We start from the raw sequence: 25,477 nt of genomic DNA on the forward strand, positions 1-25,477 counted from the left end.
TTCATGGAAGCATCGACCCTGTTCACTGCGGCACTCGCAAGCTTTCTGTCAATCACCGCCGCGGAGCGGAGGCGAGGACACTCTCCGGCCTACGCGCGAGTAACCCAGGTCGAGTGGTGATCATCGATTCGCGTACGCGGCGGGAAGCGGTCAAGAATGAGTCACGACAGATCCGCAAACGGTCAAGGGCGACGATATGCTTGCCCGACGCAAGCCCCATGATCAGCTTGCACGGATTGATTAAGAATGGTTTTACCCTCCACCGCCGGGCGGCGGAGAGCGATCTCACGACCACGAGATGGGGTAGCCATGACGGCAGCGCACGAGGGCATGGACCTTCGCCTGCTGGGCCCCGTCCGAGCATGGCGGGACGAGGCGGAGCTGCCGCTCGGGTCGGCGCGGCGCGCGGCTGTTCTCGCCGTGCTGGCCCTGCACGCCGGCCACGCCGTCTCACGCCAGCAACTCGTCGGTGCACTGTGGGGGGACGAACCGCCGGCCAGCGCGATCGGCAACGTCTACACGTACGTGTCGACCCTGCGCCGGGTCCTGGAACCGGATCGCGACCGCTGGGCCGCCGGGCAGCTGCTCACCTCCGGCGGAGGCACGTATTGCCTGCACGTCCAGCCGGAGAACGTCGACGTGTTCCGCTTCGAGGCGCTGCGCGACGAGAGCCGCCGGCACCGCAGCAGGGGCGACCGGCTCGCCGAACTGGCCGCGCTTGAGGCCGCCATGCGGCTCTGGCACGGCGAGGCCCTCTCCGGCGTGCCAGGGCCGTACGCGGAAGCCCAGCGCCTGCGCCTCACCGAGCTGCGCCTGGCGAGCGCCGAGCGGCACGCGGCACTGCTCATGGAGCTCGGCCGCAACGACGAGGCGATCGCCGCCCTCCGCGCGCTGGTGCAGGCGTACCCGTTGCAGGAGACGCTGCACGGGATGCTGATGACCGCCCTGCAGGCGACCGGCCGCCAGGCCGAGGCGCTGCGCGTGCACGACCACCTGAGCCAGGTGCTGCTCGAGGAGACCGGCACCGAGCCCGGCGCGGCGCTGCGGACGATGCGCCTGCGCATCCTCACCGGCACCAAGGATCGGCCCGCGCCGGCACGACATGCGGCCGGGCCGGTCATCGTCTCCGACCCGGTGACGCTCATCGGGCGCGACGCCGAGCTGGCGTCACTCCGGCAGGCCGTCAAGGCGGTGGCGGGCGGCCGTGGCCGTAGCATCCGGGTCGTCGGCCCGCCAGGAATGGGCAAGTCCGCACTGCTCACCGTGGCGCTGCGCGGCGACGTGCCGCGCGGATGCCGGGTGGGCTGGGGGGTCGGCGACGAGCTGGCCCGGCGCATGCCGCTCGGCGTGCTGTTGGAGTGCATGGAGTCCGCGATGTCCGGCGACGCCCCGCGCGACCTGGTGCGCAACCTCTTCACGGTGGCCGCGGACGCCATCGACGGCCCCCGCCCGCAGACCGTCGCGCGTGCGGTCGAGCTGGTCCGGCAGGCAGCCGAGTCACCGCTGATCCTCGTGGCCGACGACCTCCAGTGCGCGGACGACGCCACCCTTCGGGTCTGGAGCGCCCTGTACGAGCTGGCCCACGAGCTCCCGCTGCTGCTGGTCGCCTCGGTGCGCCCCGGATCGCCGCACGTGCTCGCCGGGCCGGCCGACGAGACGCTCCACCTGGCGCCGCTGCGCCCCGAGCAGGCGACGGCGCTGATCCGCGCGATCGCTCCGGCCGCGCCGGAGCCGAGGCAGCTGCGCCGGCTGCTCGCCGATGCCGGTGGAAACCCGTACTACCTGCGGCACCTCGCGGCGAGCGCGCGCGGCGAGCCCGGCTACCGCGACGTTCCGCCGCCCGAGCTGGTCGCCGCGGTGAACGCACACCTCGCGGCCTTCAGCGAGGAGACGCGCCACATCCTGCGCGCCTGCGCCTTCCTGGGCGGGGAATGCTCCGTGGCGGAGGTGGCCGCCGTGACCGACCGGGATCCCGGGGAGCTGGCCCGGACCGTCGAGCCCGCCCGTATCGCGGGCGTGCTCACCGACGACCCGCAGACGCTCGCCTTCCGGCACCGGATCGTCTCGCGGGTGCTGCACGAGAGCACGCCGGCCGCCCTGCGGATCATGCTGCACCGATCGTTCGCCGAGAAGATCGCTGACCTGGGTGGCGCGCCGGAACGGGTGGTGGAGCAGCTGCTGGCCGGACCGGTGCCGCTCGACGCCGGCGCCAGCCGCTGGCTGACCCGCCACATCGAACAGCTCGCAGCCCGCGCCCCCGAGGCCGCGGTGACCATGCTGCGGCAGGTCCGCGCGGAGTACGCCCTCGACGAGAGCACCCGGCTGGGCCTGACCGCCTGGCTGGCCCGGCTGCTGCACGAGCAGGGCCACAACGCCGTGGCGGACGCCGGCTGGGTCGCCGCCCGCACCACCGACGTGAGCCTCGAGGCCGAGATGCAATGGATCATGGCGTGCGGCCACGACCGGCACGGGGATCATGTGGCGGCGGCCGACGTGGCGCGCGCCGCGCTCAGCTCCCGTCGCTATCCGGAGCCCTGGCTCACCCGCTTCCGCCTGCTGATCACCAGGCTCCGGCCGTACCTGCCCGGTGAGCCGACCGCGCCGCACCTGAGCCGCTCGGCGCTGCTCGGAGACCAGGTACCGGCCGGTCGCTGACCGGCCGGCGCGGAAACGGAGGACGGATGTCGGACGACCCGCAGGAACCCCTCCGGGTGTCGGTCCTCGGCCCGGTCCGGGCCTGGTACGGCGACCGCGAGCTGAACCTCGGCCCGGCCCGGCAACGCGCCCTGTTCGCGGTCCTGGCCGCCGACGCGAACCGGATCGTCGGCCGGGACGAGATCATCGAGGCGGTGTGGGGCACCAGCCCGCCGGCGACGGCGCCGGGCAGCGTCTACACGTACATCTCAGGTCTGCGGCGCGCGCTCGCCCCCGGCCCGGACCGCAGCGGCGCCGCCGACGTGCTCACCTCCGGCCCGAACGGCTACTCGCTGCGGGTCACACCGGGCGGGTTGGACAGCGACCGCTTCGAGCAGCTCTGCGCCGAGGCGGCCGCGCTGCAGGAGTCCGGCGACGCCACCGCCGCTGCGGCGCGCCTGGACGAAGCCCTGCGCCTGTGGCACGGCGAGGCGTACGCCGGCCTTACCGGCGACCGCATCGAGGTGGAACGCACCCGGCTCGGCGACCGGCGGCTCGCGGCGGCGGAGCGACGTGCCCGCATCGCCATGCAGCTCGACGACGACGCGCTCATCGCCGACCTGGCAGGACTGGTCCGTGACTATCCGCTCCATGAGCCGCTGCACGAGCTGCTGATGCTGGCGCTGTATCGCGCGGGCCGTCCGGCCGAGGCGCTGGAGGCGTTCCGCGCGGCCCGCCGCACGCTCGTCGCGGAGCTGGGTGTCGAACCCGGTCCCCGCCTGCAGGAGCTGCAGCGCAGGGTGCTGGACGGTTCGGTGGGCGGCGAGGACGAGCCGGTACGGGCCGCGGCGGTCGTGCCCACCCAGGTCGCTCGCGCCATCCGGGACGGGGTGACGGACCAGCCGCTGTTCGGGCGTACGGACGAGGTGGCCCTGCTGCGCGACCTGGTCCGGCGGACCGCGGCCGGGGGTGGGGCGGCCGTCTGGATCGAGGGCGAGCCGGGCATCGGCAAGACCGAGCTGCTGACCCGCTCGCTGTCCGACGCCGACGAGGCCGGCTGCCAGCTGTTCTGGGGCGTGGCCGGCGAGCTGGACCGGCACGTCCCGCTGCAGGTGCTGGCCCGCGCGCTGGGCCTGGCGGCGAGCTCACCCGATCCGCGCCGCGCCGCCCTCGCCGGGGAGCTGCACGCGGCCTCCGGCGACGACAACGATGATGCGGGGCCGGGGATCGCGGCGGAGCGCATCCTCGCGTACCTGCGGACCGCTTGCGCGGCGACGCCGACCGTCCTGGTCGTGGACGATCTGCAGTGGGCCGACGAGGCGAGCGTGCTGCTCTGGGATCGGATGGCCGCGGCCACCCGGCACCTGCCGTTGCTGCTCGTGGCCGCGGCCCGTCCCGAGCCCAACGGGCGCGAGCTGGCCCAGTTGCGCCGCGGCGTGCAGCTGCGGCAGGGACACGTCCTGGTCCTGGAGGCGCTCGCGCCGGAGGCGACCGAGGAGATCGTCGCCGCGGTGGTCGGCGCTCCGGTGGGCCCGCACCTGCGCACCGTGGTGAGTCATTCCGGCGGAAACCCGCTCTGCGCCCGGGAGATGGCGTCCGCGCTGGTACGCCGCGGCGTGGTGTCGGTGGCCGAGGGCCGCGCCGACATCGACGCGTCGGTGCCGGTGGAGGCGCCGCGCTCCCTGCTCGCCGTGGTCCGCACCACTGTGGACTTCTTGAGCGACGACACCAAGGAGGTGTTGCGGCTCGCGGCTCTCCTCGGCACGGAGTTCGCCGTCGACGACGTGGTCGCGGTGACCGGCCGTTCCCCGTTCGAGCTGGTGAACAACCTCGAGGAGGCCCTCGCCGCGAGCATCGTCGTGGACTCGGGGTCCGACCTCGCGTTCCGCCACCCGTTCCTGCGCGAGGCCCTCTACGAGAGCATCCCGCGGGCCATCCGCGCGCTGCGGCATCGGCAGACCGCCGAGATCCTCGCGCGCAAGGGCAGCCCGGTGACCCGGGTGGCCGAGCAGCTCGCCGCCGAGACCCCGGTGGTCGACGACTGGGTGGTCGCCTGGCTGACCGAACACCACGCCGAGGTGGTCAAGCGGGTCCCGCAGATCGCCCACACGCTGATCCGGCAGGTGCTCGGCACCGGCCTGGCCACCGCGGAGCAGCGCGAGACGTTGCTGATCGCCCTGGTGAAGCTCGACTTCCGCTACGAGCGCTATCCGATAGAGGAGGCCCGCGAGGCGCTCGGTATCGCCACCGACCCGTCCGACCGGGCCGAGATGCGCCAGCTACTGGCGGCCATGCGGTTCCGGCAGGGGCATCCGGCCGAGGCGATCGAGCTGCTCGCCGACGCGGTGTACGACCCGGCCGCGCCGGAGATCTGGCGTACCCGCCACCGGGTGCTGCTGGCCAACTTCCGCCGGGGCTCCCTGGACGACCTGGACCAGGCCGACGAGCGGGCGCGGCACGTGTTCGACGAGGCGATCGCGGCCGGTCAGCCGTACGAGGCGGCGTTCGCCCTGCAGACCGGGTGGCTCACCCACTCGATCCGGCGCGACCACGAGCGGGCCCTCGAGTACGTCGACCGCGCGCTGGAGCTCATGCGCGACCATCCCACGTTCGCGGGCATGTACTTCGACCTGCTGGACAACCGCATGTTCACGCTGCAGAACCTCGACCGCCTGGACGAGGCCGAACGGACCCTGCGCGAGGCGGCTCTGTTCGCGATCCGGCACCGCCTGCCGGCCAGCCTCCAGGTGGCCTCGGCGGTGCAGTACTACTGGCTCGGCCGCTGGGACGATGCCACGGCCGAGGTCAGCGCCGTCACCGACGACGCACCCGGCATCACCTTCCTGGGCATGCGGGAACCGGGCGCCGTCGCGATGCTCCTGCATGGCGTGGCGGCCCTGATCGCCGGGCGGCGGCGTGATCACAGCCTGGCCGCCGCCCATCTCGACGCCGCCAACGCCCTGCCCGTCACCGACGCCGAGCGCGAGAGCTGCGACTTCCTGCTGGTCGCCCGTGCGCTCGTCGCGGAACAGCAGGGCCGGGCGGCGGAAGCACTGGACGAGCTGGCGCCGCTGCTCACCCCCGGGTACGCGCCGATGATGCTGCGCCACCAGTGGCTGCCCGACGCCCTGCGGCTCGCTCTCACGCTCGGCCGCCGCGACGTTGCCGAGCAGGCCGCGGCCATCTGTGCGGCCGAGGCCGACAAGGAGATACGTCCGGCGCGCGCGTTCGCCGCCGCAGCGCGGTGCCGGGCCTTGATGACCGAGGACCCCGAGCCGGCCCTGCAGGCGGCCGCCCACTACCGGGACGTCGGTCGCGTGCCCGAGCTCGCGGCCGCGCTGGAGGACGCGGCGGTGCTCCTCGCGCTGTCGCGACGGCCGCACGAGGCAGCGCGTACGGGTGCCGAGGCGGCGGAGCTCTACACCGTGCTGGGGGCGCAGTGGGATCTGCACCGCACTCGCGAGCGGCTCGCCGAGTACGGCATCGACCTGTCCCGGGGCTCCACGCCCACGGCCACCGTCCGGTAGCGACGGAGAGCGTGTCCAGATGTGATCGTTAACAACGTCGATGGCTCATGATCGCCAACCCACCAAGCTCCGGGAAACCCTACGCTGACCTGCGATTTTACGGCGTTGCAGTCGCATAACGACCCAGCGTTGCGTTCGTTTCTGGTTGGTTATGACCATGACCTTGACAGGAAAAGTTCGATAGTGCGTGAATGTGTTTCCGGATGGTAAAGCGTCGATGCCCCCACCGACGAGCTGGGAATCACCACTAAGGAGCACATGCCATGAGCGCCATGTCCGGCCGCTGGAGGCCGGCGGTCATCTCCCTCGGAGCTACCCTGCTCCTCGTCAGCGCCTGCGCGAAGTCCGAGGACAGCGGCACCCCCACGGCCGGGTCGAACGCGTCGGCGGGCGCCCAGGTCGTCCAGTCGGCGGCGCCCGGCGCCAAGACCTGCACGCTGGACCAGTTCGGCGGCCAGAAGGTCGACCTGAAGACGGCGAAGATCGGCTTCTCCCAGTCGGAGAAGGAGGCGAACCCGTTCCGCATCGCCGAGACGCAGTCCATCAAGGACGAGGCGGCGAAGCTCGGCATCCCGGCCGGCAATCTGCAGACCACCAACGCGAACTCGCAGTTCAACAAGCAGATCAGCGATGTCGAGCAGATGATCGACTCTGGCGTGCAGCTGCTGGTGATCGCCCCGCTGAACTCCGACGGGTGGGACTCGGTCTTCGCCAAGGCGTCGGCCAAGAAGGTCCCGATCATCACGATCGACCGCAAGATCAACGCCACCTCCTGCAAGGACTACCTGACCTTCATCGGGTCGGACTTCGAGGAGCAGGGCAAGCGCGCGGCCGACAAGATGGCCGCCGCGCTGGGCAACAAGGGCTCGGTGGCGATCCTGCTCGGCTCACCGGGCAACAACGTCACCACGCTGCGGACCAAGGGCTTCAAGGACCAGATCGCCAAGGTCGCGCCCGACGTCAAGATCGTGTTCGAGCAGACCGGGCAGTTCTCCCGCGAGGAGGGCCAGAAGGTCACCGAGCAGCTGCTGCAGTCCAACTCGGACATCAAGGGAATCTACGCGGAGAACGACGAGATGGCCCTCGGTGCCGAGGTCGCGCTCAAGGGCGCGGGCAAGCAGAAGGGCGACGTCAAGATCGTCTCGATCGACGGCACCAAGGGCGCGGTCCAGGGCATCGTCGACGGCTGGATCTACTCGGTGATCGAGTCCAACCCGCGCTTCGGCCCTCTCGCCTTCCAGACCGCCACCAAGTTCTTCAGCGGCGAGCCGATCCCCGAGGACATCATCATCAGCGACCGCGAATACGACCAGAGCAACGCGAAGAGCGACCTCAACAGCGCCTACTGATCACGGTTTCATCCCCCCACGGCGGCGCTGGACCTCTCCAGCGCCGCCGTGCGCCGTTGCACGCTCCTGGACAAGGAGAACCAACGTGACTGAACATCGATCCCGGTCATGGCGACGCCTCCTCGCCGTGACCACGGCCGCGCTGACCTCCTCCGCCGGCGCCCTGATCGCCACGCCGGCACCTGCGGCGGCGTTCACGCCCAAGACTCCCCCGCTCAGCACCCCGTGGACCAACCAGGTGTCCACCACCAACCCGCTGCCCGAATATCCCCGGCCCCAGCTGACCCGCCGCGACTGGCAGAGCCTGAACGGCATCTGGCAGTTCGCGGGCGCGGCGAACATCAACAACCCGCCGATCAACGGCAATCTCGGCGAGGAGGTGCTGGTGCCGTACCCCATCGAGAGCGCTCTCTCCGGGATCATGCGGCACGAGGACTTCATGTACTACCGCCGGACCTTCACCGTCCCCGCGGGCTGGGCCGGCCGCACCGTGCAGCTCAACTTCGGCGCGGTCGACTGGCAGTCGAAGGTGTGGGTGAACGGCACCCTGCTCGGCACCCACGAAGGCGGCTACGACAAGTTCTCGTACGACGTCACCGGCGCGCTGCGGGCCGGCTCGAACGAGATCATCGTCGGCGTCTGGGACCCGACCGACAACCAGGACATCCCGGTCGGCAAGCAGCGCACCAGCCGCGGCGGCATCTGGTACACCTCGTCGTCCGGCATCTGGCAGACCGTCTGGCTCGAGCCCACCAACCCGGCGCGGATCACCCGCCTCGACACCACGCCCAACCTCGCCGCCGGCGCGCTCGACCTCGTCGTGCAGGGCGCCGGCACCAGCGGCCAGGGCGTACGCGCCGAAGTGCTCAGCGGCGGCGCCGTCGTCGGATCGGCCACGGGCGGCATCGGCTCGAGCATCCGCGTACCGGTCCCGAACGCCCACCTCTGGACCCCGTCGGACCCTTTCCTGTACGACCTGCGCGTGACGCTGACCGGCACCGGCGGCGGTGATGTCGTGGGCGGCTACTTCGGCATGCGCTCGCTCGGCAAGGCGATGCTCGGCGGAGTGCTGCGCCCGACGCTCAACGGCAAGTTCGTCTACCAGCTCGGCACTCTCGACCAGGGCTTCTGGCCGGACGGCGGCTACACCGCGCCCACCGACGCCGCCCTGCGCTTCGACCTCGACCAGCAGAAGGCGCTGGGCTTCACCATGGTCCGCAAGCACATCAAGGTCGAGAGCGACCGCTGGTTCTACTGGGCGGACAAGCTGGGTCTCCTGGTCTGGCAGGACATGCCGGCGCTGGCCAGCGGCCGTGAACCCTCGGCGGCCGGCCGCCAGCGGTTCGAGAAGGAGCTCAAGGAGATGATCGACGAGCACAAGGGCATCACGTCGATCGTCCAGTGGGTGCCGTTCAACGAGGGCTGGGGCGAGTACGACGCCGGCCGCATCGCCGACCTGGTCAAGAGCTGGGACCCGACCCGCCTGGTCAACCACGACTCCGGTGCCAACTGCTGCGACTCCGACCCGGACCCGGGCAACGGCGACGTGATCGACGACCACGTGTACGTCGGCCCCGGCATCACCCGCGCCCCCAGCGCCACCCGCATCGCGGTCAACGGCGAGTACGGCGGCCTCGGCCTGCGCGTACCCGGGCACGAGTGGCCGACCAGCGGCAAGTTCGCCTACGAGTGGCTGCCCGACTCCCACGCCCTCACCAACCGCTACGTACAGATCACCAGCAAACTGATCGACCTGATCACCAGCAACGGTCTCTCCGGGTCTGTCTACACCGAGCCCACGGACGTGGAAGAGGAACTCAACGGCTTCTTCACCTATGACCGGCAGATCCAGAAGATGGACTTCGCCCGCGTACGCGCGGTGAACCTGACCGTCCTCGGCGCAGCCGACGGCACGACCCTGCCGACGAACAAGCTGGTATCCCTGCGCGTGACCACCCCGGGCTACACGAACCGCTACCTGCGCCACCGCGACGGCGCCGCCCGCACCGACGTCATCGCCACCATCAGCACACCAACCGACCGCCAGGACGCCACCTTCACCATCCGTCCCGGCCTGTCGAACAACGCCTGCTATTCCTTCGAGTCCCGCAATTTCCCGGGCCGCTACCTCCGCCACCGGAACTACCGCGTCTACAGCGAGGCGAACACCGGTGGCACCTTCAACGCCGACGCGACATTCTGCGCCCGCCCAGGCCTCTCCGGCGGCGGCACCTCCCTGGAAGCCGCAAACATGCCGGGCCACTACCTCCGCCACCGCAACGAAGAAATCTGGATGGACCAGAACACCGGCGGCACCTACAACGACGACGCCACCTGGACCATCACGGCGCCGCTCTGGCGCAGCGGCGCCGACCTGACCGTCGGACAGAAACACTCGTTCCGGGTCACCACTCCGGGCTACGACACCCGCTACCTCCGCCACTACGACGGCCTCGCCCGAACGGACGTCATCACCACGAGCAGTTCGGCGACCGACCGAGCCGACGCCACCTTCACCATCCGCCCAGGCTTCGCCGACACCAGCTGCTACTCCTTCGAATCAGTCAACTTCCCCGGCCAATACCTGCGCCACGCCGCCTACCGCCTCCAGAAGTCCCCGAACGACAACACGACGACGTTCCTGCAGGACGCCACCTTCTGCGCCCAGCCACCCCTGAACGCCGGCACCGCCAACATCTCGCTGGAGTCGCTCAACTACCCCGGCTACTACTGGCGCCACTACGCCGAGGCGGTCTACATCGCCACCCCAGGCGGCGCCAACTCCTGGGACAACCCAGCCAGCTACTCCGCTGACGCCACCTGGACCAACGCGGCTCCCCTGGCCTGAAGCCGATCGTCGAAGAGCAACCACAACGGCTTCGGGGATGGGATGACCCACGCAGGGATCAAGCCTGACCGCCCGGAGTGGGTCATCCCATCCCCGAAGCCCCCACAGCAACCACGACGAGAGATCATGTGCGAAGTCTTGACGGATTATGTTGAGAAGTGAGTGAATGCGTTCATGGCGCTGCTAGAAGTCGTCGATGTATCGAAAGTCTTCCCGGGCGTACGAGCCCTGGACGGCGTGTCCTTCACCCTGCAACCCGGCGAGGTCCACGCCCTGGTCGGCGAGAACGGCGCCGGAAAATCCACATTGATCAAGGTCCTGACCGGCGTCTACCAGCCCGACGCCGGCCAGCTCCGCTACCGCGACGAGCCGGCCCGCTTCGACTCGCCGATGGACGCCCAGCGCGCCGGCATCTCGACGATCTACCAGGAGGTCAACCTCATCCCGCTGATGAGCGTGGCCCACAACCTGTTCCTCGGCCGCGAGCCGCGTAACGCCCTGGGCCTGCTCGACGAGAAGCGGATGTTCCGGGAGGCGCACGAGATCTTGCTGCGCTACGGCGTCACCACCGACGTACGCCGCCAGCTCGGCACCCTGGCGCTGGGCGCGCAGCAGATGGTCGCGCTCGCACGGGCGGTGATGATCGACGCCAAGGTCGTCATCATGGACGAGCCCACGTCGTCGCTGGAACCGCGCGAGGTGGAGACCCTCTTCGGCGTCATCCGGGATCTGCACGCCCAGGGCATCGGCATCGTCTACGTCAGCCACCGGCTCGACGAGCTCTACCAGATCTGCGACGCGGTGACGATCCTGCGCGACGGCAAGGTGGTCCACACCGGGAGGCTGGCCGATCTCGAGCGGATCCGGCTGGTGTCGCTCATGCTCGGCCGCGACATGTCCGCCGTACGCCGGGAGGGCTTCACCGGTTTCGCCGGCGATCACGCCGGTGTCGGGGATGCCGCCCCGGTGCTGCGGGTCTCCGGCCTCAGCAGCCGGCACAAGCTGCACGACATCAGTTTCGCCGTGCAGCCGGGCGAGGTCGTGGGGCTGGGTGGGCTGCTCGGCGCCGGGCGCAGCGAGACGATCAAGGCGATCGGCGGGGCGTACCCGGTCGACAGCGGTGCGGTCGAGGTGGACGGTAAGGATCTCCAGCGACCCACCACCGTGCAGGCGGTCAAGGCCGGCATCGCCGTCCAGCCCGAGGACCGCAAGGCCGAGGGCATCGTCGCGGGCCTGTCCGTACGGGAGAACATCGCGCTCGCCGTGCTGCCCCGCATGTCGAAGCTCGGCCTGGTCTCCGACCGGAAGATCGACGAGATCGTCCGCACCTACATGACCCGGTTACGGATCAAGGCGTCCAGCCCCGACCAGCGCGTCGGCGACCTCTCCGGCGGCAACCAGCAGAAGGTGCTGCTCGCCCGCCTGCTCGCCACCCAGCCCAAGGTACTGCTGCTGGACGAGCCCACGCGCGGCATCGACGTCGGCGCGAAGGCGGAGGTGCAGGGGCTCATCGACGAGCTGGCCGCCGAGGGCCTAGGTGTCGTGCTGGTCTCGTCCGACGCGGAGGAGCTGGTCGAAGGCTCGGACCGGGTGGTGGTGCTGCGCGACGGCGCGGTCGTCGGCGAACTGCGCGGCGACGACGTGACCACCGAGGCGCTGCTGGAGACGATCGCCGCGGCGGCGGTCGAAGCGAAAGAGGTTGGCAATGACCACTGAGGCTGCGACCGCCCCGCGGCCCGCCGTGGACATGGCGCGGGTGCGCGCCTGGCTCCCGAAGTACGGCGTCTACGTCGCGATCGGCGTGCTGGTCCTCTACAACGTGCTGTTCACCCCCCACTTCCTGACCTGGAGCAACCTGCGCATCCAGCTCGTCCAGGTCGCCCCGATCGTGATCGTGGCGCTCGGCATGGCGCTGGTGATCGGCACCGAGGGCATCGACCTGTCGGTCGGCTCGGTGATGGCCCTTGCGGCCGCCCTCATCCCGCTCTATCTCGGGTACGGCGTCATCGCGGCGATCCTCGTCTCGCTGCTCGCCGGCGCGGCGGTGGGCCTGATCAACGGCACGCTCGTGGCCCGGGTGGGTCTGCAGCCCATCGTGGCCACCCTCGCCCTGTTCGTCGGCGGCCGCGGGCTGGCCCTGGTGATCTCCAAGGGCCAGCTCAAGGACGTCCGTAACGAGGACTTCATCTTCCTCGGCTCCGGCGATCTCCTCGGCATCCCGATGCTGGTCTGGATCGCGGCCCTCCTGGTCGTCGTCGTCGCGTTCGTGGTTCGCCGTACGGTCTTCGGCCGCCGCCTGCTCGCGATCGGCGGCAACCGCCCGGCGACCGAGCTCGCCGGCATCCCCGTCAAGCGGGTGCTGATCACCGTCTACATCGTCTGCGGCGTGCTGGCCTCCGTCGCCGGCCTGCTCGCCGTCGCCCGCATCCAGTCCAGCGACGCCTCCTCGGTCGGCCTGCTCATAGAGCTCTCCGCCATCACGGCGGTGGTGGTCGGCGGCACCCCGCTGACCGGCGGCAAGGTCCGCATCGTCGGCACGGTGGCCGGCGCCCTGCTCATGCAGCTGGTGGTCGCCACGATGATCAAGCACAACCTCCAGCCGTCCACGACCGAGATGGTGCAGGCCGTCATCATCCTCATCGCCGTCTACGCCGCCCGAGAGAGGAAGACCCGGTGACCCAGCAGATCGCGTCGGAACCGCAGGGTGCCGTGGCCGTCGCCGCCGACGAACGCCGGGCCCAGCGCACCGACCGCCTCGTCGGCCTGGTGCAGCGCCAGGGGGCGCTGGCCGTCCTCATCGCCGTCGTGGTCATCGCCTCGGCGGCGTTCCCCAACTTCCGCAGCTACGACAACGCGGGCACGATCCTGGTCGCCGCGGCCCCGCCCGCTCTCATCGCGCTCGGCATGACCTTCGTCATCATCACCGGTGGCATCGACCTCTCCGTGGGTTCGCTCTACGTCCTCGGCGGCGTCGTCTCCGCCTATGCGTCCCAGTGGGGACTGATTCCGGCATTCCTCTTACCGTTGGCCGTGTGCGGGCTCATCGGCGTGATCAACGGGCTGCTCATCGCGTACACGAGGATGGCGCCTTTCATCGTGACCCTGGCGGCGCTGCTCGGAGCGCGGGGGCTGATGCGCGCGCTCAGCAACGAGGGTTCGACGACCTATCTGGTCACCGACGACGCGTTCCGCGGCTTCGGCACCGGCTCGTTCCTGGGCATCGGCTACCCGGTGTGGCTGGTGGCGGCGGTCTTCGCGGCCGGCATGGTGCTGCTGTCGCGCACCCGGTTCGGTCACTCGGTCTACGCGGTCGGCGGGAGTGAGGACGCGGCGAGCCTCATGGGCGTCGCTGTCCGGCGTACCAAAGTCTGGGTCTATGTCATGTCGGGCCTGCTCGCGGGCCTGGCCGGGGCGATCAACGCGGCCAAGCTGGGCTCCGGCGTCACGGTCCTGGGCACGGGCATGGAGCTCGACGCGATCGCCGCGGTCGTCATCGGCGGCACGCTGCTGACCGGCGGCGCGGGCACCATCGCGGGCACGATCGCGGGCGTGCTGCTGCTCGGCGTGATCCAGAACATGATCAATCAGGTGGGCAACGTTCCCAGCAGCTATCAGCAGGTCATCAGCGGCGCGTTCCTCGCGGTGGTGGTCGTCGCGCAGACCTACCTGGTCCGGCTACGCCGGGTCACCTGAGAAGATAAGAGCATGATCGAACCCACCTTCGTGTACGACGGCGACTGCTCGTTCTGCACCACGTGTGCGCAGTTCATCGAGCGCCGCATCCCGTCCCGCGCGACGGTGGTCCCCTGGCAGTTCGCCGACCTCGACGCGCTCGGGCTCACGCTCGAGCAGGTGGAGGAGGCGGTGCAGTGGGTCGGCCCGGACGGCACGATCGCCTCCGGGCCGGACGCCATCGCGCTGCTGCTGCGCGACGCCGGCCGGCTGTGGGAGGTCCCGGGCCGCGCGCTGCAGCTCAAGCCCGTCGGCCTGCTGGCGTGGCCGGCGTACCGCTGGATCGCCGGCCACCGCCACCTGCTGCCGGGCGGCACGGCGGCGTGCTCCCTGCCGCAGGCACAGCGCGAGCGCCTGTACGGCCGCGACGCCGCGTAGTCACTTCAGGCGGGCGGTACCCAGCACGTGGCCCTCCTTGTCGGCCACCGCCACCGCCCGTACGTCGCGCAGCTGGATCGAGCTCGCGCCGGTCACCTTGGCGTTGCCGCTCGGCGTCGGACCCCAGATCGCGGCCTGCTCCATCGAGCCGTCGGCCTCGTGGACCTGGCACACGAACGGCCCCCGTCCGGTCAGCCGGGACACGTTGAGGTCGATCGACACCCCCCAGGTCTTGCCCGTCAGCACCGCCTCGCCGGTCATCCCGCCGCCGCTCGCGGGCTCGAAGACCGCGGTGACCAGCGGGGGCCTGCTCGGCACCGCCTGGGGCGGCGGCGCGGACCGGTCGTCGTCGCGCGTGACGACGACCCCCAGCGAGATCGCCGCCACGAGCACCGCCGCGGCGGCCGCCAGCCAGCGGGTGCTCAGGCGGCGGCGCTCGCGGGCCCGCTCGGCACGCATCCGGGCGAGCAGACCCTCGATCCGCACGGCGCTCGGCCGCGTACCGGGTGCGACCGCCGGCGGCGGCGAGGCCTCCAAGGACCGGAGGAGCTCGGGTACGGGACCCAGCTGCTCCAACTCCGCACGGCAGTCGTCACAGTGCAGCAGGTGCGCGTCGAGCCGGTCGGTGTCAGCGTCGTCGAGCCCGCCCAGCAGATAGCCGCCGAGCAGTTTGCGCAGGTCGTCGTGGCCGGTGCTCATCGGAGCACCCCCATCTCCTCGAACACCTGCCGCAGGGCGCGTACCGCGTAGTAGGCCCGCGACTTCACCGTGCCCTCGGGCACCGACAGCCGCTTGGCGGCGTCGGCGACCGTCCGGCCCTCGTAGTACATCGCCTGCACCACCGCGCGGTGGTCCGCCGACAGGCGTTCCAGCGCCTCGGCGACCAGCCATCCCTCGACGAGCTGGTCGACGTTGTCGGCCGCCGGCACCGCCGCGACCGCCGCGTCGTCGCCGACCAGGTGCGGCCGCCGCTGCTCGGCGCGCCACGCGTTGGTGACCACGTTGCGGGCGATCGTGAGGAGGTACGACCGGGTACGACCGGGTTCGGGATCGAGGTGGTCGATGTGCCGCCAGGCCCGCAGCAGCGTCTCCTGCACCAGGTCCTCGGCCTTGTGCCGGTCCTGCACGTACCGCGAGACGAAGCTGAGCAGCACCGCGTAGTGCTCGGTGTACAGCGCGGTCATCAGCTCCTCGTCGGGACTCACCCGTCGCCTCATCGCCGCCTCCCGTCGCCGTCCCGCCTCGTTGTACCCCGCCACGGGCCGCCCGGTTCGATCAGCGCGCGGCAAAGAGGCCCGATCCCCTCGTACGGGATCGGGCCTCGGGCGTCGGGATGTGATCAGCAGGCTCCGCGGCCGCCGAAGCGGAAGGTCCGGTCACTCAGGGAGAGCACACTGTAGTACTCGCTCGTGGCGCGGACCGCGGCCCTCGGTTCCGGGCCGTTGGTCATGGAGATCGAGCCGATACGTCCCGCCGCGTCGTTCGTCGCCGGGTAGCCGTTGCCCATGTCGGTGCAGGGCGCCGCGCTGGACGCCGCGACCTCGCCGAACCACTGGGTCAGGCCGGCGCGGGTGTACGTGCCGTTCCACAGCTTGTCCGGGAAATACCCGATCCACTCGGAGTCGTACGCGATCCACCACACGCCGCCGGAGTGCTGGATGCCGAACCGCTTCTGCGAGCCGGTCGGCAGGGTGTCGCCCGGCTTGACCGTCTTGCTGTACATCTCGAAGCCGCAGGCGTTGTAGCAGCTCGGCTGCCGGTCCTTCCAGTAGTAGACGAACAGGTGGGGATCGTCGTCGCCGTTGACCGTCCGGTCCACGGTCCAGCCGACCTCGACGATCTGCCGGCCGTCCGCGGACTGCATCGCGATCTCGGTGAGCGTGTGGAAGTCGTCGTGGTCCAGCTCGGGCTTCGCGATGCTCAGGTTGGCCCAGCTGCCGTCGGTGTCGCCGGTCTGGGTGCCGACGGCGTAGTGGAAGTACACGTTGCCGCCGGCGGCCACCGCGCCGGCAAGCGGGGGCGCCGGCGGCACGACGGTGGTGGTGGCCTTGCGCAGGATGCCGGTGCGGGAGTTACGGCCCTTGGGCGCGTACTCCGGCGTGGGCTCCAGCGATCCACTGGCGTCGGCAGGCGCGGCGTCCGCACCGGCGGCGGCGACCGCGGCACTGGAGACACCGGCCCGCGCACGTTTGAGCTTCGACGGCCGCTCACCCCACGGCAGCAGCTTCGGCGGCGTCGGCACCGGATCACCCTCGTCGTCCGTCGCCATGGTGTCGGGAACCGCCGCCCCGGCGGATGTCGAGTCGACGGGCGCGGCCACCGCGGGCGCCGCGTCGGCGGGCGCGGCCACGGCGGGCGCGGGCGCCTCCGGCGTCTCCTCGGCGTTGGCGTTCAGGGTCCACACGACGCCCATGGAACCGACTACGGCGGCGGCTAGGCCGGCGGCGAGCAAACCGCGGCGGGAGTTCGACACGTGTCCGTCCTCGTTCATCGGGGGGCTCGGAGGCGGGGGGCGAGGGGAACCTCCGGGCACCCGCTCTCGCAGGCGCCGCCGACCATATAACGCTCCGGATACCGATGGCTCCGCTCGAGCGCCCATTCCGCCTGAACGGCTGAGGTCGTGGGCCGATCCGGTGAATCATTACGCGCGAATATCGACCGTACGTATCGGCTCAGTAGCTGTACGGCAGCTCTTTGTGAAAGAGGCTAACGGGTGTGAGGCTCTTTCGGGTCTAGCGTGAACACATGGCCGGCATCGAGGTTCTCCTCCTGACTGATCAAGGTGTCGAAAAGCACCTGATGTCCGAAGTCGACGAATTGCTCGCGCGCAACGACTCCCTCATCTGGATCGATATTCCGGAGTGCGACGAGGAAGCCGTACGGCTGCTCACCGACGTGCTCCGGTGCCACCCGCTCGCCGTACGGGACTGCGCGGTGCGCAACCGGGTGCCGCGCGTGCGCATCTACCCGGAGCACCACCTGCTGATCCTGCACGGGCCGGAACGGGGGCCGTCCGGGCACGTCCACTACCTCGAACTCGACCAGATCATCGGCGACCGGTACGTCGTCACCGTGCACGGGCCGCTCAACCCGGCCGTGAATCCCGAGGTCGCACGCCGCGAGACCGACGCGGTGCGCCGCCGGCTCGAGAGCGGGCGGTTGCGGCCGGACTCACCGTACGAGCTGTCGTACGCGATCGTCTCCACCCTCGCGCAGCGGCTGGAGTCCTTCATCGAGGAGATCACCCGCGACGTGTGGCATCTGGAGCAGCGGGTCACCGGCGGCCACATGGGCAACCCCGAGGAGTTCCTCGAAGAATTGTTCCAGGCCCGGCACGGCCTTCTCGCGGTGCGGACGATGGGCGCTCTCGGCGCCGAGGTGTACGGCCGCATCGTCGCATTGGGGAAGAGAATCCCGGAGTCGGATCTACCAATGATCACCGATGTCGTTGATCAATTAACCCGGATCAAGGGACTCGCGGACGGCGAACGTGAATATCTTCAGGGCGTGATCGAGTTCTACCGCGTCCGCGCCGAGACGAAAATGACCATCGCGGCCGAACGCCTGGCGGTGATCGCGGTGGTGACTTTGCCGATAACCGCGCTTTCCTCGATTTACGGCATGAACATCATCGTCAACCAGAACACCCATGTGCCCCAGTTGCTCGTGGTCCTGTCCGTCATGGCGATCATGTCCGCCCTGCTGCTCACGTGGGCCAAGCGTCGGGGCTGGTGGTAGCCGCCGTCGGCCATCTCACATCGTGGTAGATCCCGCGCGCCTCGCCCACCGGCGTATCCTCACCAGGTAAACCTATAAGCCTCATAGGATTTATAGACAACCGGGGGAGCGCTCCGTGACCACCGTCGACATCCGCCTCGACCACCTCGCCATCGCCCAGCGGTACGCCGCCGACCCGCAGGCGTGGCCGGTGGCTCCGCGCTTCGACGCGATCGACCGGTGGTTCCACCGGCTCGCCGACGAGGCGGACCACGAGGTATGGCTGCTGACCTGGCTGCCGGGCCAGGGCACCGACCTGCACGACCACGGCGGCTCGGCCGGGGCGTTCCACGTCTTCTCCGGCAGCCTCGTGGAGGACACGGTCACCGTCTCCCCTGGCTCCGCACCCCGGATCACCTCGCGCGAGCTCGGCGAGGGAGCGGGCCGCCGCTTCGGCACCCACCACATCCACCGGATCACCAACCGCTCCGGCCGCCCGGCGATCAGCATCCACGCGTACGGCCCCGCCCTCACGACCATGACCCGCTACCGCATCGCCGCGACGGGCCTGGACGTGGTGACCGTCGAGCGCGCCGGAGCCCAGTGGTGAGCGCACCCGCCCCGCCCGGCTCCCGCGGCATCGACGACCTGCTCGCCGAGGCGCGCACCCGCCTCGTACGCGTCGGCCCCCACGAGACCCACCGCGCCCTGGCTCGTGGCGCCGTCCTGGTCGACATCCGCCCGGCCGCCCAGCGAGCCGAGCACGGCGAGATCCCGGGCGCCGTGATCATCGAACGCAACGTCCTCGAGTGGCGCCTGGATCCTCGCAGCGATGCACGGCTGCCGTTCACGCACTATGACCTCGAGGTAATCGTGACCTGCCAGGAGGGCTACACGAGCAGCCTGGCGGCGGCCGCGTTGCAGGACCTCGGGCTGCTGCGGGCGACGGACCTCGAGGGCGGCTTCAAAGCCTGGCGGGAGGCCGGTCTCCCGACCGCCTGACCGTCAGCGTCAGGATCGGGCGTAGCGCGCCAGGCCGTCGATGATCAGGTCGAGGCCGAACTCGAAACGCTCGTCCTGCCCGCCGGACGTCATGACCCGGGCATTGGCCCGCAGATGCGGGAACCGGTCCACGGGCAGGTTCTCGAAGTAGCCGGCGAGCTGATCGGTGAACGTGTCGCCGTACTCCCCTTCGGTCACGCCGCGCCCCGCGGCGGCCTGGGCGTGGAGCGAGCCCTCGTACGCGTCCGCGACCAGGTACAGGAAGAGGCGGTCGAGGGCCCACGCGGCGACCTTCGGCGGCACGCCGCCGGCCAGCAGGATCGCGAGCATGCCCTCGGACACGCGCAGCGCGTTCGGGCCGCTCGGAACGGTGGCCAGGGCCGCCCGGGCGATGTCGTTGTGCCGGCCCATCACGGCGTGGCCGGAGCGGGCCATCTGTTTGATCTGCTCGCGCCAGCGGCCCGGCTCGGGGACCGGCACGTCGATGTCGCCGCAGATGCGGTCGAACATCAACTGGAGCAGCTCCTCCTTGTTGGCCACGTGCGCGTAGAGACTCGACGCCCCGGTGTGGAAGACGGCCGCGATTCGCCGCATGCTCACCGCTTCGATGCCTTCCTCGGTCACGATGCGCAGGCCGGCGTCGACGATCTGGGCCTGGCTGAGCGCCGGCCGGACGGGGCGGGCACGCTTCGAGACGCCGCGGCGCCACGGAGGCAGGGGGAGCTCGGTGTCGGTCATCAACGAACATCGTACTTGACTCGAACGGTGTTCGTCAGTAGAACGGTGTTCGACACATCGGAACACTGTTCGGGGGAATTGCATGCAAGCCGTAGTGGAGGGAACGCCCACCGGGGTGGCCCCGTACCGTTGGCGCTGGGTCGCGCTCTTCGTGATCCTCGCCGTCGAGGTGATGGACCTCCTCGACTCGCTCGTCACCACGATCGCCGGCCCGGTGATCCGCGAAGAACTGGGCGGCTCGCTGAGCCTGATCCAATGGCTCGGCGCCGCCTACACGCTCGCGATGGCCGTCGGGCTGCTCACCGGCGGCCGGCTCGGGGACATTTACGGCCGCCGCAGAATGTTCATGATCGGCGCGACCGGCTTCACGCTCGCGTCGCTGCTCTGCGCCGTGGCCTGGACGCCCGGCGTGCTCATCGGCGCCCGCGCGGTACAGGGGCTCTTCGGCGCGCTCATGCTGCCGCAGGGCCTGGGCATGATCAAGCAGATGTTCTCGCCGCAGGAGCAGGCGAAGGCCTTCGGCGCGTTCGGGCCGGTGATGGGCCTCGGTGCCGTCGGCGGGCCGATCCTCGCGGGCTGGCTGGTCGACGCCGACTACTTCGGCACCGGCTGGCGCATGATCTTCCTGATCAACCTGCCGCTCGGGCTCTTCGCGGTGTTCGGGGCGATCAAGTTCCTGCCCGAGTTCCGCAGCGACCGTACGCCGCGCCTCGACCTCGCCGGCGTCGTCCTGGCCGCGGTCGGGGCCTTCCTGCTGCTCTACCCGCTGGTGCAGGGCCGGGAGCTGGACTGGCCGGCCTGGATCCTCGTCATGCTGGCGGCCGGGATCGCCGTGTTCGGGCTCTTCGCCCACTATGAGGCGCGCCGGGACAAGCGTGGCCTGGACCCCCTCGTGACCCCCAGCCTCTTCCGCAAGCGCGCGTTCACCGGCGGCCTGCTCCTCGGGCTGGTCTTCTTCGCCGCGCTCATCGGCACCGGGCTGGTCTTCACCCTCTACCTGCAGGTGGGGCTCGGCTTCTCACCCCTGAAGGCCGGTCTGACCACCCTCCCGCAGGCCCTGGGCACGGTCGTCGGCTTCATCGCCGCCGGCGCCGGGCTCAGCGACCGGCTGGGCCGCAAGCTCCTGCTGCTGGGCACCGTCGTCATGGCCCTGGCCACCGCCGGGGTGGCCGCGACGATCCAGGCCGCGGGCGCCAGCATCACGCCCTACCACCTGATCCCGGCGCTCGTCCCGCTCGGCGCCGGCATGGGCCTGGCCATGGCGCCGTTCTTCAACATCGTCCTGGCCGGCGTCGACGACGAGGAGACCGGTTCGGCCTCGGGCGCGCTCACCTCGGTGCAGCAGCTCGGCGGCGCCTTCGGGATCGCCGTACTCGGCACCGTCTTCTTCGGACTGCTGCCCGGCGCGGTCGGCGACCACGTCGATGCGGCAAGCCTGCGCCCCGCCCTGACCGCGGCCGCCGTCCCGGCGGAGGCCCAGCCCGGGGTCGTCACCGCGCTGCGTACCTGTCTGCGGGACCGGGTGGCCGAGAAGGACCCCGACGTGGAGCCGCCGTCGTGCCGGGCGCAGGCCCAGCCGCAGGGCCCGGCCGCCGCGGAGCTCGGCACGAAGGCCGCGGAGGCGGTCCGTGCCGGATTCCGGGACGCCACGGTACGCACGCTCGGCATCGCGCTGCTGATGCTGGCAGCCTCGTTCGGCCTCGCGTTCCTGCTGCCCCGGCGGGCGAGACCGGAGGGGGCGCAGCACTGATCAGACGGCCACGCTGGTGTACTGCTTCCCGCCCTCAGTGACCACACGTACCGAAGCCACCTGGTCCGGCGGCACCAGCGCGCTCCCGTCCAGGGTCGTACCGGCGGCCGCGCCGGCTGCCGAGACGACCCAGCTTCCGGCCAGGACCGCCGTACCGTCACGGGCCACGACCTCGAGCCGGCACCGCTCACCCTGCGGAATTCCGGAGACCGCGGCCTTGATCCGCACCCAGCCGGGCGCCGGCGCGACCGCGACCGTGATCCGGGCCTTCGTGCCCGGGTCCACCGCGGTCGCCGTCCTGGTGCCCGGCGCGGTGGTGGGCTGCGACAGGGTCGGCGACGGCAAAGCCTCCTGCGGCGCAGTGGCGTGCCCGACCATGACACCGGAGGCGACGGAGAGGCCCACCACTACCGCTGCGGCGGCTCCCACCAGCGCCGTGCGCCGATGCCGCCTCCCGGCCGACTCGTTCCTGATCTGCCGCAGCGTGCGCTGCAATAGCAGATCGGCGTCGTCCGGAGGCCCGTCCAGCAACATCGCCTCGGGCACGGCCTCGAGCGCCATCGTCCACTCCCGCAGGGACTCCACCTCGGCCCGGCATTCGTCACAGCCGGTGAGGTGCTCCTCGACCGCGCGGATCTGCTCCGCGTCCAACGACTTCGTCAGGTAGCCGGCGAGGTCCACGTGATTCGTCTTCATGAGGCAGACCGTTCCGTTCCGGCGGGGCTCAGCGACCTGAGTTCGCGTAACGCCCGGAGTGCGTAGAAGGATCGCGACTTGACGGTTCCCGGCGGTATGCCGAGCGTCTTGGCCGCCTCCGTCACCGTGCAGCCCTGCAGGTACAACTGCTCGAGGACCTCACGATGCTCGGCGGAGAGCCGGCTCAGCGCGTCCACCACCACCATCGAGTTGACCACCCGTTCCGCGTGGTCGTCGTCAGACGCCACGTCGACCGGGCTCTCCCGCACCTCGGGGGCGCGGGCGTTGCGGGCCCGGATCTGGTCGGTGACGATGTTGCGGATCACGGTCAGCAACCAGCCGCGTACCGAACCCTTTCCGTTGACCAGGCTGTCCGGGTGCCGCCATGCGCGGACCAGGGCTTCCTGGACGACATCTTCGGCAGCCGCGCGGTCGCGGGTCAGCTGCGTCGCGTACGCGAGCATCGCCCGCCCGTGTTCCTCGAACAACGACCTGACCAGCGCCTCATCGGCCACCTCCCGGCGACGTTGGAGCCTCAACCCCGGCATCTTCTCCCCCACCCGGCGGTCCACCTGCCAAGGCCGGCCGGACGGAGCGTTGTTCCGGCCACCCTCGACCCCCGTTTCGTCGGTCTGACTCTCCTCACACGTACGCCCCCCCGGATCCGGTTCAAAGAAATTTCGCTGAACCGGATCGGCGGTCCTTCCGTGTGGAGGGGGTCCGCTTCGCTGACAGGGGGAACCATGAAGCGCACCACCATCGTGTCCGCGGCGATCGCCGTCACCGGCGTTCTCGGCCTCACCGCCTGCGCCCGGCCCGCGGAGCGCACCGCCATCGAGGTCGCCGCGGTGGTGGCCGAGCCCACCGCCCCGCCGGCGGCCGACGTGCCCCCGGAGAGCGGCCGCGGGCCGGCACCGGAGCTGGCCGGGGCCGAGACGCCGGATCCGCCCGCCGCGCCCGTACCCGAGCCGACCGTCGCGAAGACCCAGAAATGGGTCAAGATCTACAGCGGCCGGTCGAAGAAGGACGTGAAGCCGCCGCGGAGCATCCGTACGGGCAGCAGGACTGTCGAGCTCAACGCCACCGAGAACGCGCAGATCGGCACCTACGTCACCGACGGTGCCGGTCGCACCCTCTACCGCTTCGACAAGGACGACAACAAGCCGCCGAAGGCCACCTGCAACGGCGACTGCGCCAAGGCCTGGCCGCCGCTGCTGATCAAGTCGCCCGGCAAGATCTTCCCCAAGGGCATCAACCCGAAGATCCTCGGGTACGTCGAGCGCGCCGACGGCCACTGCCAGGTGACGATCAACGGCTGGCCGGTGTACTACTTCGCCAAGGACGAGAAGCCGGGCGACATCAACGGACAGGGCGTCAACGGCACCTGGTTCGCCGTGAACCCCGAGGGCGGCAAGACGAAGCCGCTGCCGGACACCCTCCAGCCCGCCCCCGAGGGCTACTGACCCCTCCGCCCCGCGTTCAGGCAGGCGACGACCGCATCCATGTGCCGCTGAGCGTCGAACGGCGGCCGGGCGTGAGGAACTGGTCCGGCGCCTCGACGATCACATCCGGCATCGCCTCGTCCGCGACGGTACGCAGCACCGGCCGGTAGTAGGTGGATTCGTCACCGTTGCGGCAGGTCGTCGCCGCGCCGGCGAGGTCGTCGACCGTGGTGTCGGCGTTGACGGCGAGGTTGCCGACGTACTCGTGCACGTGGTGCGGCGGGCCCAGCCGGCCCGGCGTGACGACGACGTTCGCGGTGTTGCGGTGTCCGTTGTAGATCCCGGCTGACCGCCGGCTTCCCGTGCGGGTCACCGCGTACGGCCCGCTGCGCCTGCTCGCCCGCCACGTGGAGGCCAAGGCGCTCCGCGACCTGGCCCGGATCAACGGCACCCGGTTGCGCCGCAACGCGGAGATCACCCGGAAGCGGCTCGACGACCAGCCCGACCCGACCGTCACCGCGTACTCGCACAGCGCCGTGACTACTGGGGGTACACCACGTCCGAGCGCCCGCTGTACGGGTGCCGCGACCCGTCCCGCTCGTGCCCGGTGTGCGGCGCGTCCAGCCACACGACGTACGGGACGCCCGAGGCGAGCCCGGTGATCGTGGCGGTGACGGTGCACCCGGTGGCCGGGGGAACGCTCTGCCACGTGTACGGGGGCTGGCTGCCGGCCTTGAGGGGCTGCTTGACGGCGGTGATGCGGTAGTCGGAGTCGTACTGCCGCGGCCACGTGACCGTGAGCTTGCCGACCCCAGGCTTGACCTCGAGCGGGATCAAGATCGGCTCAACGGTCCAGTCGTCGGGGCAGTCGCTCGGCGCGGTCGGGAGGAAGGACACCGGCGGCAGCGCGGGCGAAGGGGACCCGCTGTAGCCGATCTTCGGCGTGGGGGTCGCGCTGCCGCTGGCCACCACGATCCAGTTCGGGCCGCCCGCGGGCGTAGCGCTCGCCGAGGCTCCGGGCGTACCCGCCGAGCCCAGCCCCAGCACGCCGCAGCCGCCGACGGCCAGCGGCAGGGCGAGGACCGGGAGCAGGAGCTTGAGCAGGCGCATGCCTTCCGGATCGGCCTGTTCGCGCGCGGGATTAGCCGCCGGCGCCTCCTCAGGCCTTGAAGAGCTGGTGACCGGCCATCTCGAGGCGGCCGTCACCGACCGCGATGCGGGTACGCAGCCCCGACTCGTCGCTGAGCACCAGGCCCTCGTCGTCACGCCGGTAGGTGCCGCGCGCGCTGCGGCGGCGCCCGGCCACCTTGCCCTCGTACGACCAGTCCTCGGCCAGGCAGAGGCGCACGGTGCCGTCGGCGTTGCGCCAGAAGCCGGCGAAGCCCTCCGGCGGGCCGGCGGGACGCGGCAGGGTGATGCGGTCGATCTTGTCGGCGTCACCGAAGGCCAGGGCCAGCAGGGACGTGGTCGGGAAGATCGTCGCGTCGACGCGGTCGATACGCATGGGCGCGCTCCGGGGGGTCGTACGTGGGCGGGGACCTTACCTTTCGGCCGCCTTGACCTCAGCTTGAGGATTCTCCCGGCAAGCCTGCGCAGAGGTAATGCTCATGCGGCGGCCGTACCGACCGATCCTGCGAGCAACGTCCCGGCGCGAGAGGAGAGCC

The 25,477-nt window shown here is 70.8% G+C and carries 22 protein-coding genes; 13 read left to right on the top strand and 9 right to left on the bottom strand.

Annotated features, from left to right (window positions below):
• Positions 1-309: 309 nt before the first annotated feature.
• The 8 genes from ACIBO8_RS32860 (at position 310) to ACIBO8_RS32895 (ending at position 14,468) form a co-directional block, all read left to right on the top strand.
• Positions 310-2,655, top strand: coding sequence for a BTAD domain-containing putative transcriptional regulator (locus ACIBO8_RS32860; protein ID WP_396119319.1), 2,346 nt, complete (start codon positions 310-312; stop codon positions 2,653-2,655).
• Positions 2,656-2,681: 26 nt separating this feature from the next.
• Positions 2,682-6,161, top strand: a complete 3,480-nt coding sequence (locus ACIBO8_RS32865; protein ID WP_396119320.1) for a BTAD domain-containing putative transcriptional regulator — start codon at positions 2,682-2,684, stop codon at positions 6,159-6,161.
• Between the two features lie 263 nt (positions 6,162-6,424).
• On the top strand, positions 6,425-7,510 hold the full coding sequence (locus ACIBO8_RS32870; RefSeq protein ID WP_396119321.1) for an ABC transporter substrate-binding protein: 1,086 nt from the start codon (positions 6,425-6,427) through the stop codon (positions 7,508-7,510).
• 85 nt (positions 7,511-7,595) lie between these two features.
• On the top strand, positions 7,596-10,358 hold the full coding sequence (locus ACIBO8_RS32875; RefSeq protein WP_396119322.1) for an AbfB domain-containing protein: 2,763 nt from the start codon (positions 7,596-7,598) through the stop codon (positions 10,356-10,358).
• A 174-nt stretch (positions 10,359-10,532) separates the two neighbouring features.
• Positions 10,533-12,074, top strand: coding sequence for a sugar ABC transporter ATP-binding protein (locus tag ACIBO8_RS32880; protein ID WP_396119323.1), 1,542 nt, complete (start codon positions 10,533-10,535; stop codon positions 12,072-12,074).
• Positions 12,064-13,035 (top strand): ABC transporter permease, encoded by a 972-nt coding sequence (locus ACIBO8_RS32885; RefSeq protein WP_396119324.1) that lies wholly within the window; start codon positions 12,064-12,066, stop codon positions 13,033-13,035. The genes ACIBO8_RS32880 and ACIBO8_RS32885 overlap by 11 nt, the downstream gene beginning before the upstream one ends.
• Positions 13,032-14,051, top strand: coding sequence for an ABC transporter permease (locus tag ACIBO8_RS32890; protein ID WP_396119325.1), 1,020 nt, complete (start codon positions 13,032-13,034; stop codon positions 14,049-14,051). The genes ACIBO8_RS32885 and ACIBO8_RS32890 overlap by 4 nt, the downstream gene beginning before the upstream one ends.
• A gap of 12 nt (positions 14,052-14,063) precedes the next feature.
• On the top strand, positions 14,064-14,468 hold the full coding sequence (locus ACIBO8_RS32895) for a thiol-disulfide oxidoreductase DCC family protein (RefSeq protein ID WP_396119326.1): 405 nt from the start codon (positions 14,064-14,066) through the stop codon (positions 14,466-14,468).
• Here the strand turns inward: ACIBO8_RS32895 and ACIBO8_RS32900 are convergent, their stop codons facing one another.
• The 3 genes from ACIBO8_RS32900 to ACIBO8_RS32910 all read right to left on the bottom strand — a co-directional run bounded on the left by ACIBO8_RS32900 (position 14,469) and on the right by ACIBO8_RS32910 (position 16,941).
• Positions 14,469-15,167: an anti-sigma factor family protein gene (locus ACIBO8_RS32900; protein WP_396119327.1), complete on the bottom strand. Its 699-nt coding sequence runs from the start codon at positions 15,165-15,167 to the stop codon at positions 14,469-14,471.
• Positions 15,164-15,685, bottom strand: a complete 522-nt coding sequence (locus ACIBO8_RS32905; RefSeq protein WP_396119328.1) for a sigma-70 family RNA polymerase sigma factor — start codon at positions 15,683-15,685, stop codon at positions 15,164-15,166. The genes ACIBO8_RS32900 and ACIBO8_RS32905 overlap by 4 nt, the downstream gene beginning before the upstream one ends.
• Before the next feature lie 122 nt (positions 15,686-15,807).
• Positions 15,808-16,941, bottom strand: a complete 1,134-nt coding sequence (locus ACIBO8_RS32910) for a neprosin family prolyl endopeptidase (RefSeq protein WP_396119329.1) — start codon at positions 16,939-16,941, stop codon at positions 15,808-15,810.
• A 326-nt stretch (positions 16,942-17,267) separates the two neighbouring features.
• Here ACIBO8_RS32910 and ACIBO8_RS32915 point away from each other — a divergent pair, with 326 nt between their 5' ends.
• From ACIBO8_RS32915 to ACIBO8_RS32925, 3 genes are all read left to right on the top strand, one after another.
• A complete protein-coding gene (locus tag ACIBO8_RS32915; RefSeq protein ID WP_396119331.1) occupies positions 17,268-18,206 on the top strand; it encodes a magnesium transporter CorA family protein in 939 nt (312 codons plus the stop codon).
• Positions 18,207-18,321: 115 nt separating this feature from the next.
• The gene (locus tag ACIBO8_RS32920; protein ID WP_396119332.1) at positions 18,322-18,795 is read left to right on the top strand and encodes a cysteine dioxygenase; all 474 of its coding nucleotides are present in this window, start codon (positions 18,322-18,324) and stop codon (positions 18,793-18,795) included.
• Positions 18,792-19,187 (top strand): rhodanese-like domain-containing protein, encoded by a 396-nt coding sequence (locus ACIBO8_RS32925; RefSeq protein ID WP_396119333.1) that lies wholly within the window; start codon positions 18,792-18,794, stop codon positions 19,185-19,187. Before ACIBO8_RS32920 ends, ACIBO8_RS32925 begins: the two co-directional genes overlap by 4 nt.
• Before the next feature lie 9 nt (positions 19,188-19,196).
• On the opposite strand, the gene ACIBO8_RS32930 is transcribed toward ACIBO8_RS32925, so the two are convergent.
• Positions 19,197-19,925, bottom strand: coding sequence for a TetR/AcrR family transcriptional regulator (locus ACIBO8_RS32930; protein ID WP_396119334.1), 729 nt, complete (start codon positions 19,923-19,925; stop codon positions 19,197-19,199).
• A gap of 82 nt (positions 19,926-20,007) precedes the next feature.
• Here ACIBO8_RS32930 and ACIBO8_RS32935 point away from each other — a divergent pair, with 82 nt between their 5' ends.
• Complete coding sequence (locus ACIBO8_RS32935; RefSeq protein WP_396119335.1) at positions 20,008-21,675, top strand: MFS transporter; 1,668 nt, start codon at positions 20,008-20,010, stop codon at positions 21,673-21,675.
• Here the strand turns inward: ACIBO8_RS32935 and ACIBO8_RS32940 are convergent, their stop codons facing one another.
• Together ACIBO8_RS32940 and ACIBO8_RS32945 are read right to left on the bottom strand one after the other, a co-directional pair.
• Positions 21,676-22,371: an anti-sigma factor family protein gene (locus ACIBO8_RS32940; protein ID WP_396119336.1), complete on the bottom strand. Its 696-nt coding sequence runs from the start codon at positions 22,369-22,371 to the stop codon at positions 21,676-21,678. It lies immediately after the preceding gene.
• Positions 22,368-22,919, bottom strand: a complete 552-nt coding sequence (locus ACIBO8_RS32945) for a sigma-70 family RNA polymerase sigma factor (RefSeq protein ID WP_396119571.1) — start codon at positions 22,917-22,919, stop codon at positions 22,368-22,370. The genes ACIBO8_RS32940 and ACIBO8_RS32945 overlap by 4 nt, the downstream gene beginning before the upstream one ends.
• A 195-nt stretch (positions 22,920-23,114) precedes the next feature.
• Between ACIBO8_RS32945 and ACIBO8_RS32950 the strand changes: the two genes are divergently transcribed.
• Positions 23,115-23,834: a hypothetical protein gene (locus ACIBO8_RS32950; protein WP_396119337.1), complete on the top strand. Its 720-nt coding sequence runs from the start codon at positions 23,115-23,117 to the stop codon at positions 23,832-23,834.
• Between the two features lie 16 nt (positions 23,835-23,850).
• On the opposite strand, the gene ACIBO8_RS32955 is transcribed toward ACIBO8_RS32950, so the two are convergent.
• Genes ACIBO8_RS32955 through ACIBO8_RS32965 form a run of 3 tightly spaced genes read right to left on the bottom strand, consistent with a single transcriptional unit; the run spans position 23,851 to position 25,317 of the window.
• Entirely contained in the window at positions 23,851-24,330 is a 480-nt protein-coding gene (locus tag ACIBO8_RS32955; protein WP_396119339.1) for a hypothetical protein, read from the bottom strand.
• A gap of 23 nt (positions 24,331-24,353) precedes the next feature.
• Positions 24,354-24,923 carry a hypothetical protein gene (locus tag ACIBO8_RS32960; protein WP_396119340.1) on the bottom strand — a complete coding sequence of 190 codons (570 nt, stop codon included), beginning with the start codon at positions 24,921-24,923 and terminating at the stop codon, positions 24,354-24,356.
• A 49-nt stretch (positions 24,924-24,972) separates the two neighbouring features.
• Positions 24,973-25,317: a hypothetical protein gene (locus tag ACIBO8_RS32965; protein WP_396119341.1), complete on the bottom strand. Its 345-nt coding sequence runs from the start codon at positions 25,315-25,317 to the stop codon at positions 24,973-24,975.
• Between the last annotated feature and the right edge of the window lie 160 nt (positions 25,318-25,477).

Source organism: Actinoplanes sp. NPDC049681 (assembly GCF_044465265.1).
Classification (GTDB): Bacteria; Actinomycetota; Actinomycetes; order Mycobacteriales; family Micromonosporaceae; genus Actinoplanes.

Coding starts and splice junctions, on each gene's coding strand:
- ACIBO8_RS32860 (WP_396119319.1), top strand. CDS start 310: ATGACGGCAGCGCACGAGGGCATGGACCTTCGCCTGCTGGGCCCCGTC.
- ACIBO8_RS32865 (WP_396119320.1), top strand. CDS start 2,682: ATGTCGGACGACCCGCAGGAACCCCTCCGGGTGTCGGTCCTCGGCCCG.
- ACIBO8_RS32870 (WP_396119321.1), top strand. CDS start 6,425: ATGAGCGCCATGTCCGGCCGCTGGAGGCCGGCGGTCATCTCCCTCGGA.
- ACIBO8_RS32880 (WP_396119323.1), top strand. CDS start 10,533: ATGGCGCTGCTAGAAGTCGTCGATGTATCGAAAGTCTTCCCGGGCGTA.
- ACIBO8_RS32885 (WP_396119324.1), top strand. CDS start 12,064: ATGACCACTGAGGCTGCGACCGCCCCGCGGCCCGCCGTGGACATGGCG.
- ACIBO8_RS32895 (WP_396119326.1), top strand. CDS start 14,064: ATGATCGAACCCACCTTCGTGTACGACGGCGACTGCTCGTTCTGCACC.
- ACIBO8_RS32900 (WP_396119327.1), bottom strand. CDS start 15,167: ATGAGCACCGGCCACGACGACCTGCGCAAACTGCTCGGCGGCTATCTG.
- ACIBO8_RS32905 (WP_396119328.1), bottom strand. CDS start 15,685: ATGAGGCGACGGGTGAGTCCCGACGAGGAGCTGATGACCGCGCTGTAC.
- ACIBO8_RS32915 (WP_396119331.1), top strand. CDS start 17,268: ATGTCCGAAGTCGACGAATTGCTCGCGCGCAACGACTCCCTCATCTGG.
- ACIBO8_RS32930 (WP_396119334.1), bottom strand. CDS start 19,925: ATGACCGACACCGAGCTCCCCCTGCCTCCGTGGCGCCGCGGCGTCTCG.
- ACIBO8_RS32935 (WP_396119335.1), top strand. CDS start 20,008: ATGCAAGCCGTAGTGGAGGGAACGCCCACCGGGGTGGCCCCGTACCGT.
- ACIBO8_RS32940 (WP_396119336.1), bottom strand. CDS start 22,371: ATGAAGACGAATCACGTGGACCTCGCCGGCTACCTGACGAAGTCGTTG.
- ACIBO8_RS32945 (WP_396119571.1), bottom strand. CDS start 22,919: ATGCCGGGGTTGAGGCTCCAACGTCGCCGGGAGGTGGCCGATGAGGCG.
- ACIBO8_RS32950 (WP_396119337.1), top strand. CDS start 23,115: ATGAAGCGCACCACCATCGTGTCCGCGGCGATCGCCGTCACCGGCGTT.
- ACIBO8_RS32960 (WP_396119340.1), bottom strand. CDS start 24,923: ATGCGCCTGCTCAAGCTCCTGCTCCCGGTCCTCGCCCTGCCGCTGGCC.
- ACIBO8_RS32965 (WP_396119341.1), bottom strand. CDS start 25,317: ATGCGTATCGACCGCGTCGACGCGACGATCTTCCCGACCACGTCCCTG.